Below are 19,582 nucleotides of genomic sequence, written 5' to 3'. Positions count from 1 at the left end.
GGATGAACTCCCCTTGGAAAACGTGTTCCCAAGGGGAATCATCACAAAGCCGCGACCTTATTTCAGAATGAACAGCTCTTGCAGGATGTCTCGGAGGATGGAGGCATTCATCGACACGTAATTTCCTCCCAGCATTCTGGAGTGGATTCCGTACCCTTCGTACGTCATCAGTCGTTTCGTAGCCTGTGCCCAAGCGGCTTCATTCCATTTGACTGCGACTAGATCTTCCTCACCCGATTCCAGCTCTGATTGAATGAGATGGATCTCTGCGTTCGTTGCACCCGTATTGATCAGTTGATTGTGGTGCATGACGTAGCTGACCGTTTTTCGAATGAAGCTTTGCTTGACGAATTCATTTGCAGCGTACAAATTGAAGTCTTCTTGTGTCATGTTGAACATCTCGATGTTTTCTCCAATTTCGGCAAATAACTGGGCAATGTCACTCTCTGTTTCCGCCAGAGTCCTTTCCATCACCTTGTCTTTCCAGTATGAATCGAACAAGATGAGGTCGGTCACGACATATCCTTGGTTCTCCAGTTCTTTTGCAACATCAAACGCTAGATTGCCTCCTGATGAATATCCCATGAGCGTATACGGACCTTTTGGATCAATCGCCACGATCGCTTCGATGTACTGCTCAAGTCGATTGTCTTCTTCGATAAAATCAAAGCTATGCAGGGAAACGCCCTTGATTTCATCAGCAAGCTTCTGGTAATAGACGCTCTGGGCACCAATTGGCGTAAAGCAGAATACCTTTCTAGCCGTCTCTTCATTTAAGAGAATGGCTCTTCCGGAGTTGCCCTCAAAGTTCTTGTTCGTGATGAAATCCGCTACCTTCTCAATGGTTGGATGCTGGAAAATGAGGTTCAACGGCAATTCAATCTGCATGTACTCATACACCTTTGCAACCAGCAGCGTTGCTTTCAAGGAATGTCCACCCAGTTCAAAGAAATGGTCAGTGATGCCGATCGGTTCGATTCCCAAAACTTCCTGCCAAATGGATGCCAATTGATGCTCAGTCGCAGTTCTTGGTGCCACGAACTCACGTGTGGTCGCATCTGATGACTGTGGCTTCGGTAACGCTTTGCGATCCACTTTTCCATTGGCCGAAAGCGGCAGTTGATCCAACTGGACAAAATAGCTTGGAACCATGTACGCAGGCAGTTCCTTCGCCAGATGCCTTCTCAGCTCAGAAACGGATACCTCTGCTGCTGGAACAAGATACGCGCAAAGATACTGTCCGGCCGTTACGTCATCCTCATGCACAACCACCACTGCTTGATCGATGCCATCGTAAGCAAGTATGGTGCTCTCGATTTCCCCTATCTCGATGCGGTACCCTCTCACCTTCACCTGTTCGTCAGCCCTACCGATATAATCGATCGTGCCATCTGTCCGCCATTTCACCAAGTCACCTGTTTTGTACATGAGCTCTCCTGGCACAAACGGATTCGGAACGAACTTCTCTTGTGTGAGCTCTGATTTATTCAAATAACCTCTTGCAAGTCCGGGTCCTCCGATGCATAGCTCTCCCACTACGCCGATCGGTTGCAAGTGATGTTGTGTATCTACGATGTAAACCTGTACATTGGCTAGCGGTCGCCCAATCGTGATGTCTTGCCCTGCTTCGATCGAACGAGAGATGGTAGTGACGACGCTGTTTTCGGTCGGACCGTATTCATTGTTGATCTCGATTGCTGGATGTTTTTCTTTCGTTTTTTGCACAAGCTGCGCAGGTAGTTTCTCGCCTCCCAATGTTACGCAACGCAGAGGAGTGAAATCTGCAGCGGTTGAGCAATCCAAAATCGCTTGGAACAGACTCGGTACCCCGTAATAATGTGTGACTCCCGTTGAGGCAATCAGCTTTTTCAGCGCTACCGGATCTTTGGCTTCTTCCTCTCTCGGCAAGACGCAACTAGCACCACCGAGAAGCGGAGCGAACAAGCTGGCTACAAACCCATCGAAGGCAAAAGAGAATACCTGCAACGCCTTGTCTCCCGGTCCGAATCCATACTCATCTCTTCTCCACTGCAAGCAATTGACGATTCCCTGATGTGGAATCATGACGCCCTTCGGCTTACCGGTCGTCCCCGATGTATAGATCACATAGGCAAGATCAGTCGGTTGATTGAGTGATGCGAGATTGGCGCCATCCATTTCGACTTCATGCTCTGCGTTCAGATCGAGCCAATCAAGCCCGCTCGACACGCGAGACAATAGTTCTGACAGATGAGACTGGCAGAGAAGCAGTGCTGCGTCGCTGTCCTCCAGCAAGTACTGAATGCGTTCTTGCGGATACGCCGGATCGATCGGAACATACGCACCGCCTGCCTTTAAAATACCGAGGATGCCAATGATCATCTCTGGTGAACGCTCCGCCATGACTGCTACAAGACGATCAGGTCCAATTCCTTTGGTGCGCAGAACTCTTGCCAGTCTGTTGGCTCGTTCATTGAGCTCGCTGTACGTCAGTGACAGACCGTTGAAGAGAATAGCTTCCTGATCTGGCGTCTTCGCAACTTGCTCTTCGAATAATTGATGCAGCGTTTTGTCTTGTACATAGCTGACAGCTGTATCATTGAAATGCTCGAAAATTTGCTGCTTCTCCTCCGCCCTGAGCATGTCGATTTCACTCAAGCGGATATGTGGATTTTGCACAACGATTTGGGCAATAGCCATGAAGTGGTTGCTTAACCGTTCAATCGTCTCTCTCGTAAACAAGCTCGTGCTGTACTCCACGCCAATGCTAATCTCTTCACGCTCTTCTGTGGCAATCAGCGTCAAATCGAATTTGGAATGGTTGCCAGCCTGATCAGTCATGAAAGGAGCAAGTGTCAATCCGAGCAGATCGATGGAATCATCCGTGTTGTTCTGCACAGTAAACATAGTGTCAAAGAGCGGGTTTCTGCTTAAGTCTCGCGGAATGTCGAGTTTTTCCACCAGCTCCTCAAACGGATAATCCTGATGAGCGTAAGCGTCTAATGCATTCTGCTTGACTTCCAGCAACAACTCGGTGAATGTTTTCCCAGCATGCGGCTTGTTTCTCATCGCCAATGTGTTTACAAACATACCGACGATTGGTTCCAATTCAGCATGGGATCTGCCTGTAATCGGCGTACCGACGATGATGTCCTCCTGCCCGGAATACTTGGAAAGCAGTACGTTGTACGTCGCAAGGAGCACCATGTACAGCGTCGTTCCCGTTTCTCGAGCCAGCTGGTTCAAGCCTTCCATGAGTTGTTTACCCGTTCCGATGGTAAACTGATCCCCTGCGAAATTTTGAATGCTTGGTCGGGTGAAATCCGTTTGCAGGTTTAGTACTGGAATTTCGTCTGCAAACACTTGTGCCCAGTGCTCTTCTTGCTTGTTGAAAGCATCGGATTGGAAAAGCTCCTGTTGCCATACGGAGAAGTCCTTGTACTGGATTCGCAGTTCTGGCAAAACGTCCCCTTGGTACAGCTGCACTAAATCTGTCAGGAGAATACCAGAAGATACACCGTCGGAAATGCTATGATGCATGTCGGTAAAGAGCACATGACGATCTTCTCCGATTTGCAGCAGACGGACGCGAAGCAACGGCGCTACTCCCAGATCGAATGGCTGAACGAGGGTTGAAAGGACCTCTTGTGCCTGGTCTTCTGTGATCGTTGTATACGAAAGTTCAAAAGAAACTTCCTCGTGAACCTTCTGAACAGGTTCTCCATTTACAACGGCAAAAGACGTACGAAGACTCTCATGTCGCTCTATCAGCTGCTTGAACGCTGTCTCTAATCGTTCCGGTTCCAGCTTCCCTTCGATCAGCATGGTCGAAGGCATATTGTAGCTAATACCGACCCCTTCAAATTGATGGAGGATATACATGCGCTTTTGAGCCGATGAAACAGGATAATACTCTTGCGCAGGTGCTGGTTGAATCGAAATGACATATCCTCTTGCTGTCTCTTCGATGTGTGCAGCCAACTGTTGAATCGTCGGTTTTTCGAACAAAACACGAAGCGGAATATCGACTTGATATTCGTTATGCATGCTCGAAATCACACTCATCGCACGCAGGGAGTGACCGCCAATTGCAAAGAAATCATCCAGAATCCCTACTTGCTCCATATTCAGCACTTGCTCCCATACGCGGGCCAATTGCGCTTCCAACTCCGTACGAGGTGCTACGTAATCCGTCGTTCTAAGCATGGATACATCTGGCGCCGGCAAGGAACGTCTGTCGATCTTCCCATTTGCGGTTAGCGGCAGCGCTTCAAGCGTTACAAAATACGATGGAATCATCGCTTGAGGCAAATCTTTTAGCAATTCCTGGCGTACTTGTGCTGTGTCGATCTCGTGCTCTGCCACCATGTACGCGCATAAATACTTTTCTTGTCTGTGATCCTCTCTTGCGATGACAACTGCTTCCAAGATTCCGTCCAGCTTGCGTAGCTGTGTCTCGATTTCACCCAGCTCGATACGGACACCCCTGATTTTCACTTGATGATCGTTACGACCCAAGAATTCCACATTGCCATCCGCGCGCCACTTCGCCAAATCACCCGAGCGATACAGCAGCTCACCTGGCGCGAAAGGATTCGGTACGAACTTCTCCAGTGTCAGATCAGGTCTGTTCAAATAACCGCGAGCTACCCCTGCTCCACCGATGCACAACTCACCCACGACTCCAACAGGCTGAAGATTCAATTGTTGATCCATCACATACATCTGCATATTTGGCAGCGGTTTTCCGATCGGTACCGTTCCCGAGCGAATGGATGAGACATCGGTTTCTTCGTAATAGCTGGAATCGATGCACGCCTCTGTTACCCCATAACTGTTAACAATGCGTAACGAATGGCTGAATCTCGTGAGCAAAGTCTTGAAGTCTTCTGCTGGACAACTGTCTGCTCCGAGAATCAGGAGCTGCATCTGACTGATGTCGAGCTTGTTTTCGTAAATGTAATGCATCAATGGCATGATCAAAGCTGGTGTCGCTTCGAAAATAGTGATTTCATACCGCTTGATGATTTCGTACAAGGAAGCAGGATCCATTTTAACCTCATTCGGGCAAATGACCAGCTGCCCTCCTGTGAGCAATGCTCTGGCAAAATCGCCAGTCGATACGTCGAAGGCGAAGCTCGCCATTTGCAGCAAGCGAACCGGGAAGGTGTCCAAGTGATACTCATCCTGCCAGGCAAACGCGACATTCGCATAGCTCCGGTGTTCGATCACGACCCCTTTTGGCTTGCCAGTCGTACCAGAAGTATAAATGATGTAAGCCGCGTGTTCCGGCAGTGCCACAGGCTCTAGATTGCTCGCTTCTCCCTGATACAGCCCCTCTGCATCCAGATAGAGAGTCTCGTGAGGGAATGCAAGCTGCGTATTCAACTTTTGCAAGGTAAGGAACAGCTTCGCATCGCTATCTTCCAAAATGAATGCTTGACGCTCCAATGGATAGTCTGGATCAATCGGAACGTAGGCGCCGCCGGCTTTCAAAATACCGAGCGTTCCTACTACCATGTACAACGAGCGGTCTACCATGATGCCGACCGTGCTCTCTGGCTTGACTCCCTTTTGGCGCAAAACACGTGCGAGCTGGTTTGCTTTTTCATTTAACTCCCGATACGTTAGCTGTTCATCCTCGAAGATGACAGCTACCTGGTTCGGTGTTTTTTCGACCTGCTCTTCGAATAGCTCCTGGAATGTTTTATTCGTTGGATAAGCGGCTTTTGTTGCATTGAAATCATGCAGCATTTGCTCCATCTCATCTTTTGACAAAACACTGAACTCTGCCAGCTTGCTATCTGGATTCGCGATGATCGTCTTTAGGAGGTTGACGTAATGAGTTGCCATGCGATCAATCGATTCTTTTGCAAACAACTTCGTGCAATAGCTGAACTGCACGAGAAGCTCATCCTGTTGTTCCATCGCATCCAAAGCGATATCGAATTTCGCGATATTTCCATCTACCGGGTAAGGAGACATGTTGAGTCCTGCAATTTCTAATGCAGATGAGTCCGCAAGCCCCAGACTGAACATCGTATCGAACAGTGGATTTCGACTTAGATCGCGCCGCACTTGCAGCTTATCTACGAGATGTTCAAACGGATAATCCTGATGTTCAAACGCATGTAGCGCATTCTGTCTCACGTCACCCAAAAACTCGCGGAAGGTCAGGTTGCCTCCTGCCACATTTTTCAAAGCAAGCGTGTTGACGAACATGCCGACGATTCGTTCCACATCTGCGTGGGATCGACCTGCGATCGGTGTGCCGACTACGATTTCTTCCTGTCCTGCGTATTTGGACAGCAGCACATTGTAGGCTGCCAAAAGCACCATGAACAGTGTAGAGCCTGTATTTGCAGCGAGTTGTCTTAATTCCACAAGCAATTCATTTCCTGTACCGATCGCTACTGTGTCGCCTTCGAAGCTTTGAACAGTAGGTCTTGGGAAGTCATTTGGCAGGTTGAGTAACGGGATCTCCCCTGCAAAGACATTCGTCCAATAATCCTCCTGTTTTTGGAAACGCTCAGACTGGGACAGCTTCGTTTGCCAAGCAGCAAAATCTTTATACTGGATGCGCATGTCAGGGAGCTGCTTTTCTTCGTACAAGCTCGCAAACTCCTTGGCGATGACTGCAAGCGAAACGCCATCCGAGATGATGTGGTGCATATCCATGAAGAACAAATGTCGTTCTGCTCCCAGTTTGATCAAGTCAACCCGGAACAACGGAGCCACTTCCAGATCAAACGGCTGGACCAATTCCTGAATGCGTTGCTCTACTTGGTCTTCTGTTGCCTCGGAAATACCGATGAGAAGTGCGACATCCTCATGTACTCGTTGTACGGGTTCCCCGTTTATCGAATGGAAGGATGTTCGCAAGGATTCGTGTCGTTTTACCAGTGTTCGGATCGCATGTTCAAAGCGTTCGTAATCCAGATGGCCATCTATTATCAGCACATTTGGCACGTTGTAGCTAATCCCGCTTCCTTCAAACTCATGCAGGATGTACATTCTTTTTTGTGCGAACGAGACTGGATAATAATCTGCTTGCTCTACTGGTTCAATGGTCTCAAACTGTTCAATCTCACTCGCGGCGATATACCCAGCCAGTTCATGGATCGTAGGACATTCAAACAGTGCTTTTAACGGAAGCTCAACCTGAAATGCTTTGTGCACCTGCGTGATCACATTCATGGCTTTCAGGGAATGTCCGCCCAGTTCAAAGAAGTTGTCGTGAATACCTATCGCATGAATACCCAGTACCTCTTGCCAAATTTCAGCCAGCTTCGTCTCAGTCGCATTTTGTGGAGCGACATATGTGGAGCTTTGAACCCGATCACCAGTTGGTTCCGGCAATGCTCTTCGATCGAGCTTTCCGTTTGCAGTCAAAGGCAGTTTATCCATTTGGACATAGAAGGCTGGCACCATGTAGCTAGGCAATTCTTTGGAAATCGCTTCTCTCAACTCTGATGCGTCGAGTTCCGTTTCTGGAACAAAGTAAGCGCAAAGAGCTTTTTGGCCGTTCGTATCATCCATCACCGTAACGACAGCTTCTTTTACCTTTGCCAGATTGGTGAGAACGGTCTCGATTTCCCCAAGCTCGATCCGATAGCCTCTGATCTTTACCTGTTGGTCGATACGTCCCAAATACTCGATTGTTCCATCCGCCTTCCATCTCGCCAAATCCCCTGTGCGGTACATGTTTTCACCAGAAACAAACGGATTCGGAACAAACTTCTCGGCAGTCAATTCTGGCTTGTTCAAATAACCTCTGGCTACCCCGTCTCCACCTACGCACAATTCACCCGGCACCCCAATTGGCTGCGGCTGATTGTAGCGATCCACGATATACGTAGTGGAGTTCGTGATCGGCTTCCCAATCGGAATATTGTCTTCGAATTCCTTCTCAATCAAATAGCATGTAGAGAAAGTAGTGTTCTCTGTCGGGCCGTATCCGTTCCAAATTTCCAGAGCGGGATGGGCGCTGTTAACTTTGTTGATGTGTCTCGGAGACAGTGCTTCGCCACCGACGATTAACGCACGCAAGCCATCAAACATCGCCGGGTTATCTTGCGAAAGCTGGTTAAACAGTGGTGAAGTTAACCACATCGTTGTAATCCGATTCTCTCGCAGGAAGCTGCCCAGCTTCTCCGCATCCAACAGAACATCCTTGGTAACCAGGAACAAGCTAGCACCATGCAACAGAGCTCCGAAAATCTCAAACGTCATGGCGTCGAAGCCAATAGCGCCCGTTTGAATCATGCGATCTTCTTCGCGTACTTGAACGTAATTCGTATTTTTCACCAATCGGGTGACATTGCGATGCTCGACCATGACTCCTTTTGGTTTGCCCGTTGAACCCGACGTGTACATCACATAGGCCAAGTCTTTGGCATCATTGAAATTAGCTAGGTTGCTGGCATCTTCTTTCTCCAGGCTCTCGTCTTCCAAAATGATTGGAATGAGACCTTCTTCGACGAGATGCAACAGATGTCTTTGAACAAGGACAACCTTCACGCCGCCATCTTCAAGCATGTAAGAAATGCGCTCGGATGGATGCTCTGGATCAATCCCCAAATAGGCGCCTCCCGCTTTGATGATCCCCATTATGCCTGTGATCATCTCGAGAGAACGATCTGCGATCAGTCCGACCACGGAATCCTTCCCGATTTCCTCACGGCGAAGAGCACTTGCGATCTGATTCGCTTTTTGGTTCAGCTCCCGATACGTCAGCATCTGTTCGTTCATCACAACTGCCGTATGCTCGGGCGTTCTTTCCACTTGCTCCTCGAACAGCTCTTGAATCGTGCCTTCGCGTGGATACGCGGCAAACGTATTGTTGAATGCAACAGTTACAAGGTGTTTTTCTTCCTCACCGAGCAAGTTGATTTGACGCAACGCCGATGTTTGGTCTGCAATGACTCCTCGCAGCACCTGGAGGAAATGACCTGCCATTCTTTCAATCGTGTCTCTTTGGAACAATTTCGTGGAGTACACGAGACCAAAATGAATTCCTGTCTCATCTTCATGCGCTTCCAGTGTGAGATCGAATTTGGCGTTGCCTTGCTGTCCATCTCCGGAGTAGGCTTCAAATTTCAGCCCATCCAGCTCATAAGCTTTTTTGTCCAGGTTTTGCAAAATAAACATGGTGTCAAACAGCGGGTTTCTGCTGAGATCCCTCTGGATTTCCAGTTTTTCGACCAGTGCTTCAAACGGATAATCCTGGTGGGCGTATGCTTGCAGCGTATTCTGTTTGACATCTTCCAAAAATGCCTGGAACGATTTCGTTCCGTCAGGGTAGTTACGCAAAGCCAATGTATTGACAAACATCCCCAAGACTTTTTCTACATCCGCATGAGATCTGCCAGCGATCGGCGTTCCCACTACGATGTCTTCTTGGCCGCTGTATTTGGAAAGGAGCACATTGTAAGCCGCTAGCAAGACCATAAACAGCGTGGTTTGGTTCTCATGAGCGAGCTTGTATAAATCGTCCATCAGCGTTTTGTCTGTTTGGAACGAAATGCAATCTCCCTCAAAGCTTTGAACCATCGGACGAGAATAATCGGCAGGCAGATTCAGTACCGGAATGTCACCCGCGAAGGACTTCAACCAGTAGTTCTCGTGCTTTGTATAGATGTCTGTTTGGAACAGCTCAGTCTGCCAGACAGCAAAATCTTTGTATTGAACAGCAAGCTCTGGCAAATTTTCGTTCCGATACAGCTTCGAGAATTCTTCCATGATGATTCCGACAGAGACTCCATCCGAAATGATGTGATGCATATCCATCAGGAAGAGATGTCGCTTCCCTCCCAAGCTGAAGAGTCCGACCCTCAACAACGGAGCCTTCTGTAGATCAAATGCTTGCACAAATGCTTCGATGGTTTGCTCGACTTGGTCTTCCGTCAAATCCTCATAGCGCACATCCAGTTCGACTGCCTCATGTACACGCTGAACAGGCTCGCCATTCACTGTGTGGAAGGATGTTCGCAACGATTCGTGTCGATTAACTAGCCCATGTATCGCGGTTTCAAAGCGTGCACGATCCAGATCGCCTTCGATATACATCACGCTTGGCATGTTATAGACTGTGCCGGTGCCTTCAAACTGGCGCAGGACAAACATCCTTTTTTGTGCAGAGGAAACAGGATAATACGCTTGCAACGGTACAGGCTGAATCGGTACATGTGTGTCTTTTCCACTTGTCTCGATATACTGGGCCAATGCCTGGATGGTAGGTGTCGCAAAGAGTACTCTGAGTGGAACCTCGACTTGATACTCTCGATGGATCTGTGCGGCGAGCGACATGGCTTTCAAGGAATGCCCACCTAGCTGGAAGAAGTTGTCGAGAACACCAATGTCGTTTACCCCAAGCACACGTTCCCAAATCTCTACCAGACTGCTTTCCACAGGACTTGCTGGCGCCACATATTCTGCTCCCGTTACAGGTCTGCCTTCTGGTTTTGGCAAGGCTTTCCTGTCGATCTTTCCATTAGGCGTAAGCGGGAGAAGATCGAGCTGGACCAAGTGCGCAGGAATCATGTAAGACGGCAAGCTTTGAGACAGATACGACCACAGATTCGAGACTTCAAGCTTTTCTTCTGCCGTGTAATAAGCAGCAAGCGACGATTGGCCCTGTTGGTCCTCATGGACAATCACAACTGCCGAAGTCAGCTTTTCAAAGGAGAGCATAACCGACTCAATCTCGCCGATTTCAATCCGATATCCCCTTACTTTTACCTGTTCATCCAAGCGACCGACAAATTCAATCGTTCCGTCAGGGAGCCACTTTCCAAGATCGCCAGTCTTGTACATGCGATCGCCTTCCAAATAAGGATGAGAAACGAACTTCTCTGCTGTGAGTTCCGGCTTGTTCCAATATCCACGTGCCAAACCGTGGCCACCGATGCAAATTTCCCCGACGACGCCGATTGGCTGTAGCTGATGGAATTTGTCCACGATATAGATGCTGGTATTAGCAATGGGACGTCCGATCGTTATCGCAGAATCCAGTTGCGAAATTCGCTGCCAGGTGGCGACGACGCTGCTTTCAGTCGGACCGTATTCATTGACGATGACCAATTGCGGATTGTGCTGATTGCTCTTCTCAACGAGCTGAGCAGATACTTTTTCGCCCCCAAGTGTGACCGTTTGTAGAGAACTGATATCCGCAGCAGAACTGCATTCCAATATAGCTTGGAACAAACTTGGCACGCATGTCATTTGGGTGCATCTCGCAGCTGCAATGAGGTTTCTGAGAGATACAGGGTCTTTGGCTTCAGCATCCTCCGCCAAGACGACGGTTGAACCAGAAAGGATCGGTGTAAAGAAGGAAAGAACAAAGGCATCAAACGCAAAGGATAGGGGCACCAGACTTCTATCATCGACGCTAAACTGATACTCCTCTTTCTTCCACAACACGCTGTTGACAATGCCACGATGCTCGATCATTACTCCTTTTGGCTTGCCTGTTGTCCCTGATGTGTAGATGACATAAGCCAAATCGGAAGCGGTTTGAATCGGCTCGAGATTCGAACGGTTGGGAGAATAGTTCTTCTCCTCCTCCAGATACAAGCATTCCACGCTCACACTAGAAGCTAGCTTAGCTCCAAGATGTGTTTGGGTAAGCACGAGACGGGCTTCGCAATCCTCCAGCATGTAGGCTACACGATCTTCCGGATATTCAGGATCGATCGGCACGTAGGCTCCACCTGCTTTCAAAATGGCCATGATTCCCACAACCATTTCCACAGAACGGTTTGCCATGATTCCTACGAATTGGTTAGCCTTTACTCCCCGTTCACGCAAGGTAACGGCAAGCTGATTTGCTCGCTCATTCAATTCGTGATAGGACATCTGCTTATCGCCGATTTCAACCGCAGCAACCTGTGGTGTTTTTTCCACTTGCTCCTCAAATAGCTCATGGAGTGTCTTGTTCTGCGGATATTCCTTATGCGTATGGTTGAATTCTACTAACAAGCGATGCTTTTCTTCATCGGAAAGCATCGTGATTTCAGACAAGGTAATGGCTTGTTGCTCAATAACGGCATGAAGGATTCGGATGAAATGTGCCGCTATTTTTTCAATCGTTTTTCGTGTAAACAATTTGGTGCAGTAATCAAGACTAAAGACAATGTCCTCATCTTCTTCATACGCCTCTAATGACAGATCAAACTTAGCCTGATTCACTTCTGCCATATAAGGTGTAAACGTCAGTTGCTCCATTTCGAACGGCTTTTGATCCATATTTTGCAAGATAAATACGGTGTCAAACAAAGGATTGCGGCTCAGATCCCGTTGAATGTTCAGCTTATCGATCAGCTCATCCAGTGGGTAATCCTGATTCTCAAAGGCTTTCAGCGTATTGTTTTTCACTTCTGCCAAAAAGCTAAGGAAGGTCTTATCCCCCACAGGCTCGTTTCGCAAAGCCAGTGTATTGACAAACATACCGATGATCGAATCCGTTTCTGCATGGGACCTGCCAGCAGTAGGCGCACCAACAATAATGTCCTCTTGTCCAGCGTATTTGGAGAGAAGTACATTGTAGGCAGCCAACAGAACCATGTAGAGCGTAGCTCCTGTACCATGGGCAAGTCGATTCAATTCTTTTTTCAAAAGGGCACCAGAGCTGAAAACAAATCGCTCACCCTCGAAGCTTTTCACAGAAGGTCTCGGATAATCCGTTGCAAGATTTAATACAGGAATTTCTCCCGTAAAAGTATCGATCCAATAGGCTTCCTGCGCAGCAAACTCTTCTCTCTCGAACCATTGATTCTGCCAATGGGCAAAGTCCTTGTACTGAATGCTCAGTTCTGGCAGCTCTTCCCCGTGGTAAAGCTGAGCAAGCTCTTGAACAAGAATGCCAATAGATACACCATCCACCACAATATGGTGCAAATCCAGCATGAAAAGATGGCGTTCCGGAGCCAGTTTGACCAGTCCAGCGCGAATCAGAGGAGCTTTTTCCAAATCAAACGGTTGAATAAATTGCTCGACGATTTGTTTAAGCTCTCCCTCTGTTGACTCCATCAACGAGATTTCCAGCTCGACATCTTCATGTACACGCTGAACAGTCTCTCCTTTCATGGAGTGGAACGAGGTACGCAGAGATTCATGACGTCTCACCAGACTCTTGAGCGCTTGCTGCAAACGCGCTGTATCCAGCTTGCCATCGATGTACAGGATGCCCGGCATGTTGTAGCTGATGCCTGCACCTTCCATTTGTCGGAGAATAAACATTCTCTTTTGTGCAGAAGACACCGAATAATACTCCTGCTTTTGGACAGGTTCAATCGTCGTATACTTGCCTTTGCTAGCAGTCGCGATGTATAACGACAAGTCAGCGATCGTAGGCGATTCAAACAGTGTTTTCAACGGCACATCTACTTGAAGGGTGCGATGGATCAAAGAGATGACGTTCATCGCCTTCAAAGAGTGTCCGCCCAACTCGAAGAAATGATCGTGGATCCCGATTTCGTTCACGCCAAGTACACTTTGCCAAATATCTGCGAGCGTGGCTTCCACTTCATTGCGCGGCGCTACATACACGGTTTCAGATGAAGATGCTCCCTCAGGTTGAGGCAATGCTTTGCGATCTACCTTGCCATTTGCCGTGAGCGGCAGCTTCTCCAAATAAACAAAATAAGAAGGAACCATATACGATGGCAAATGGGAAGCCATGTAAGCTCTCAGGTCGGCTGTCTTGATTTCCTGATCGGAAACGATATAGGCGTACAAGTTGTTTTGCCCTTTTTCATCTGGACGAGCAAGGACAATGGCCGTTTTTATCCATTCATGCTGCAAAAGCCTTGCTTCGATCTCACCCAGTTCGATCCGGTGGCCTCTGATTTTTACCTGATGGTCGATGCGTCCGAGATATTCCACGTTGCCGCAGGCTAGGTACCTGACCATGTCGCCAGTACGGTACATCCTGCTATCCCGTTCAAACGGATTGTCAATGAAGCTGGCTGTTGTCAGTTCTTCACGATTCCAGTAGCCGCGGGCCAAACCATCGCCAGCAATGCACAGTTCCCCTGCAACCCCTACAGGCTGGAGCTGGTTGCTCGCATTTACGACGTACAAACGGACGTTATCAATCGGTTTGCCAATGGGAATCGCGCCATACTCCGGCAAACGAGGGCAAATCCAGTATGTCGCATCAATCGTGGACTCGGTTGGGCCATAGAGGTTAATCAACTGTGCCGTTTGAGTCTCGTAAAAGCGCGAAACAAGTGCAGGTGTCAATGCTTCTCCACCGCAGAAAACGCGTTGCAAGCTCGTGCAAGAGCTCCATGCCGGTTCGGTCATGATCAGGTCCAGCAAGGAAGGAACCATCTGTAAAGTCGTGATCTTCTCCTCGCTGATCATACGAGTCATGTACTCGATGTCACGATGTCCGTCTGGCTTTGCAAGGACCAGGCGTCCCCCTGTGATCAGTGGCAAATAAAATTCCCATACGGAAGCATCGAAGGAAAACGGCGTTTTTTGCAAGACAGCATCCTCTGTAGTCAGTGGGAAGGCATTCTTCATCCAAAGCATGTGATTGCAAATCGCTTGATGCGCGATCATAACCCCTTTGGGATTTCCGGTCGATCCAGATGTATAGATGACATAGGCCAAGTCATCCCGGCCAGAGACATGGTCAACATTGGTGTCGTCACCTGCATAAATCGCTTCATCATCTACGTCGATGATTTCTCCTGCATACTCTACTGTTTCTTTCAAATGACGTTGTGTCAGTAGAATCGGAGCTTTGCTGTCGCTGAGCATGTATTGGATTCTTTCTGGCGGATAAGTAGGATCAATTGGCGTATACGCGCCACCTGCTTTTAACACGGCCAACATGCTCACGACCATCCCGATAGAACGGTCTACCATAATTCCGATCAACGTATCTGGTTGCGTTCCTTTGCTCCGCAGCAAACGAGCTACTTGATTGGCTCGGGCGTTCAACTGTCGATAGGTTAAGGTGTATCCGTCATAGGATACAGCTACTTGATCGGGCGTAAGCAATACTTGCTCTTCAAACAATTGGTGCAAAACCTGATCAGCGGAACGTTCGACAAAAGTATCGTTGACGTTCAGAATGAGGGCACGTTTTTCTGCTTCTGTCATCATGTCGATTTCTGCTAACTTGGCATTCGGTTGTGCACTAAGGGTACGCAGGATTTCCAGATAATGATGGGCCATCCTTTGGATGGTTTCTTTCTTGAATAGCTTCGTTCCAAATGCGAATTGGAATTGAATGTCAGATTGCGATTCACTCGCATTCAAAGCAAGATCGAACTTTGAAATTTTGTTAAATATCTCAAACGGAGCTGCTGTCAGCTGCTCGATTTCCAGCGACTGCTGATTCGCATTTTCCAAAGAAAACATGGTGTCAAACAAAGGATTTCGGCTAATGTCACGTTGAATGGCCAGCTTTTCCACCAGCTCTTCAAATGGATAATCCTGATTGTCATAGGCCGCTAGCGCATTTTGTTTCACTTCTTGCAAGAAGCGGGTAAAGGTTTTGTCGCTCGCAGGATGATTTCTCATGGCCAACGTATTCACAAAGATCCCCATGATGTTTTCCACATCGGCATGAGAACGACCAGCGACAGGCGTACCCACAATGATATCCTCTTGGCCGGAATACTTGGACAGCAGTACATGGTAAGCCGCAAGCAAGACCATATACAGGGTTGTACCTGTATCTGCTGCTACCTTGCGCAAACGCTCTGTCAATTCTTTGCCTGTGTCCAAAAGAACAAGATCCCCTTCAAAGCTTTGAATGGTTGGACGCGGATAATCAGTCGGCAGATTGAGCAAAGGAATTTCATCAGCAAACGTATTCAACCAGTGGAGCTCCTGCTTCTTGTACACGTCCGTCTGGAACAGCTCATTTTGCCAGGCAGCGAAATCCTTGTATTGGAGAGAAAGAGGCTGCAAGGCTTCCCCTTGGTATAACTTGGCAAATTCACTCAGCAAAATTTGGGATGAAACACCGTCCGAGATGATATGGTGCATGTCGAGCAGAAACAAGTGACGGTCTTTGCCCAACTTGACCAAGCCTGTTCGAATCAACGGAGCTGTTCCGAGATCAAATGGACGGACAAAATCGCGCATGATCTGCTCCGCCTTGTCTTCCGTTGACTTCAGCATCAGGGTTGGTACTTCTACCTCATTATGCACTTTCTGTACAGGCTCACCATCGATACGGTGGAAGGAGGTGCGCAAGGCTTCATGGCGCTCCGCCAGTCGTTGGACCGTGCTAGCAAAACGATTGTAATCCAGCTTTCCTTCCAGCAACATTGCTCCCGAAATGTTATAGCTGATGCCACTTCCTTCAAATTGCTGAAGGATGTACATTCTTTTTTGAGCAGAAGATACGGGATAAAATTCTTTTACCTCAACCCGTTGAATGGCTGTGTACTTGCTTTTCCCCGATCTCGAGATAAAAGCAGCGAGCTGAGATACGGTCGGATTCTCGAACAGTGCCTTTACTGGCAAATCCACTTCCAACGCTTTAGAGACTTGAAAGATGACTGTCATAGCCTTCAGTGAATGTCCGCCCAAATCAAAGAAATGATCGTGAACGCCTACTCGGCTAACCCCCAGGGCCTGCTGCCAAATTTCAGCCAATTTTGTTTCCGTTTCATTCTGAGGAGCAACGTACGCTGTTCCCGTTACAACTGCACCGTCAGGCTTCGGCAATTTCTTCCGCTCTACTTTTCCATTGGCTGTCAGCGGAATTTCCTCCAAACGGACAAAGAAGGACGGGATCATGTAGGAAGGAAGTGTACTTCCCAGATGCTCTCTCAACTCCGATACGGTCAACTCCTGCTCGGAAACAATGTAGGCATACAGCACATTTTGACCACTGTCATCCTTGTCAGCGATGACGACAGCTTCCTTGATCCATTCATGCTGCGTCAAACGCGTCTCAATTTCGCCCATCTCAATCCTATGCCCACGAATTTTGACTTGATGGTCGATTCTTCCCAAGTATTCCATATTGCCGTCGGGCAGCCATTTCGCCAGATCGCCTGTTCGATACATTTTGGTCCCCGGACGGAACGGATTATCGATGAACTTTTCCTGAGTCAGATCTGGTCTATTAAAATATCCTTTGGCTACGCCATCTCCAGATATATACATCTCGCCAATGGAGCCAACGGGTATTGGCTGCATAGAGGAATCGAGCAAATAAAGCTGGACATTGTCTGCAGGGACTCCGATTGGTACCGATTCCTGGATGGGTTTTTTAGGGTCATACAAATAAATCATGCAGCCCACAACCGTTTCGGTAGGTCCATACTCATTGAAAATCTTGACATTCTGTCCAAAGTTCTCATAGATTCTCTTCGCCAATTGGGTTGGCAAGTTCTCACCACCGACGATAAACCGTCGGATGCTGCTGTTTGTTCCATCTATTTCTTCAATGAGCTTCAAATGTGTAGGCGTCAGCTTGATGATTCCCACTTGATTATCTTGGATGATGTCTAAAATGACCTGTACTTTATCTGTTCCTCTGTAGACATAGATCGTATTGCCTGACAGAAGCGGCGTGAAGATCGAGGTGACAGTCAAATCAAACGAAATGGAAGAGTATAGCGGAAAGTCTACAGCTTCCCCTTGGACATACTCCTTGTTAGCCCACCATATGTAATTGACTAGACCTCGGTGGGTAATCATCGCGCCTTTTGGATTCCCCGTGGACCCGGAAGTATAGATCATGTACGCCAAATCGTCCGGTGTGCATGCTGTGTCAAGATCTGTACTGTCTCCTTCAAACATGGAAGGATTGTCTAGGTAGAGGATGTCACCTTCAAACTCGACTTTTTCTTGAAGATGAGACTGTGTCAAGAGAATCGTCGTCTGACTGTCATCCAGTAAATACTGAATTCTCTCTATCGGATACTCGGGATCAATCGGCAAATAGGCGCCGCCTGATTTTAGAACTCCCATAATAGCCACGATTAGCTCGAGTGAATGCTCCGCCATAATGGAGACGATACTGCCTTGGGTAATTCCTTTCCCACGCAGAGCTCTGGCCAACTGGTTGGAACGCTCCTGAAGCTCCCGATAAGTAAAGCGATCTTCACCGCAAACAACCGCAACTTTCGAAGGCGTCTGTCTTGCTTGCTCCGCGATCAGCTCGAAAATCATTTTGTCGCGTGGATAATCGGCGGTCGTGTCGTTATAAGCTACCAGCAATTGCTGTTTTTCCTCATCCGTGATGATTCCGATATCTTCAAGCAGTACATTCGGATTGTGAATGACCTGCTCAATGATCGTTTTCAAGTGCCCTTCTACTCGGTTCATGAATGACTCCTCATAAACCGATGCATTATAGCTCAACTTCACATACATCTCATTCGAAGGTGCGACCGCTACTACAACGTTAAAATCATAGGAGGTCTGTTCTTCCCCATTTTCCACGTTGAATTGAAAGCCTAAGGAATCTTCCAGATCATTCAAGCCACTATCCGGGTAATTTTCATACGTTACCAAATGATCGATTAACTCCTGTTTCAGTACCGTCTTGCTCTGAATTTCGTACAGCGGAGCGAAATCATAAGAAGCAGAAGCCAAGGCTTGCTTCTGAACTGTTTTTAGCAGCCCACTAAAGGTTAGTTTTTTATTCGTTTGCACGCGGGTTGGAATCGTGTTAATGAACAATCCAACCATGCTCTCAATCCCCTGGATTCCTGGCGGACGACCTGACACAACCGAACCGAATACCACATCGTCCGAATTTTTGTACTTGCTCGCCAAAATACCCCACAGAGATTGAAACACGCTGCTCATCGTAGCCTGATTCTGATTGGCAATCTGCATCAGCTGCTGAGTCTTCTCAGGTGCGACGGTGAAAAGATTCTCCACATGGACATAATGGCCATCTTCCGCTACATTCTTCTTTTTAGGGAAATCAGCCTGATGGTCATAGCCTTCCAGGTAGTTCTGCCAGTAAGTAAGTGCTTCTTCTTTGTTTTGCTTATCCAGCCATTTGATGTATTCGCTGTATGGTTTGGTCGCTTCTCGCGGAACAGCCTCGCCTTTACGAATTGCGGCATAGTACCCGAGTAGCTTATGGAGCAACACGCCCAAAGACCAACCGTCGACGATGATATGGTGGAATGCCCAAACGAACTGATATTGGTTCTCCCCCGTTTGGAAAATGGCTGCTTTCATCAAGATGTCTTTCGTCAGCTCAAATGTATGATGCTGGCTGGTATACGCTTTTATGTATTCGTTCTGATCATCTATTGACAAATGCGCAATGTTTTCGAAATGAACGGTAACTTTTCTCTCTTTAAAAACAACCTGTCGAGGTCGCTGCAGGTTTTGATAAACAAACACAGTGCGCAAAACCTCATTGTTCTCTACGAGCTTGTTCATGCTCTCTTCAAAAATGGGCAGGTGAAAATCACCTTGGAGCTTTGCGGACATCTGGAGGCAGTAGGCGCTGCTGTCCGTATCTTTGACAGCATGAAACAACATACCCTCTTGCAATGGGGTTAACGGGTAAATTTTTGCAATATTCTCTTGCTTATTCATTCTGCACCTCAACTCTGTGATTTATCGATTTATAGAGGGTTCCTCCAATAAAAGCGAAATG

General features: G+C 47.9%; 1 protein-coding gene. It reads right to left on the bottom strand.

Going from position 1 to position 19,582, the window contains the following annotated elements; all coding sequences use genetic code 11:
• Window positions 1-57: 57 nt before the first annotated feature.
• On the bottom strand, window positions 58-19,521 hold the full coding sequence (gene tycC / locus C7R92_RS09020; RefSeq protein WP_106833988.1) for a tyrocidine non-ribosomal peptide synthetase TycC: 19,464 nt from the start codon (window positions 19,519-19,521) through the stop codon (window positions 58-60).
• Window positions 19,522-19,582 lie beyond the last annotated feature (61 nt).

Source organism: Brevibacillus porteri (genome assembly GCF_003013475.1).
Taxonomy (GTDB): Bacteria; Bacillota; Bacilli; order Brevibacillales; family Brevibacillaceae; genus Brevibacillus; species Brevibacillus porteri.
Note: the sequence above shows the minus strand (reverse complement) of the source record. Positions and strands in the feature narration are given on the sequence as shown.

Bases quoted from the DNA above. Each gene is read 5' to 3' on its own strand.
- tycC (WP_106833988.1), bottom strand. From the start codon at position 19,521: ATGAATAAGCAAGAGAATATTGCAAAAATTTACCCGTTAACCCCATTG.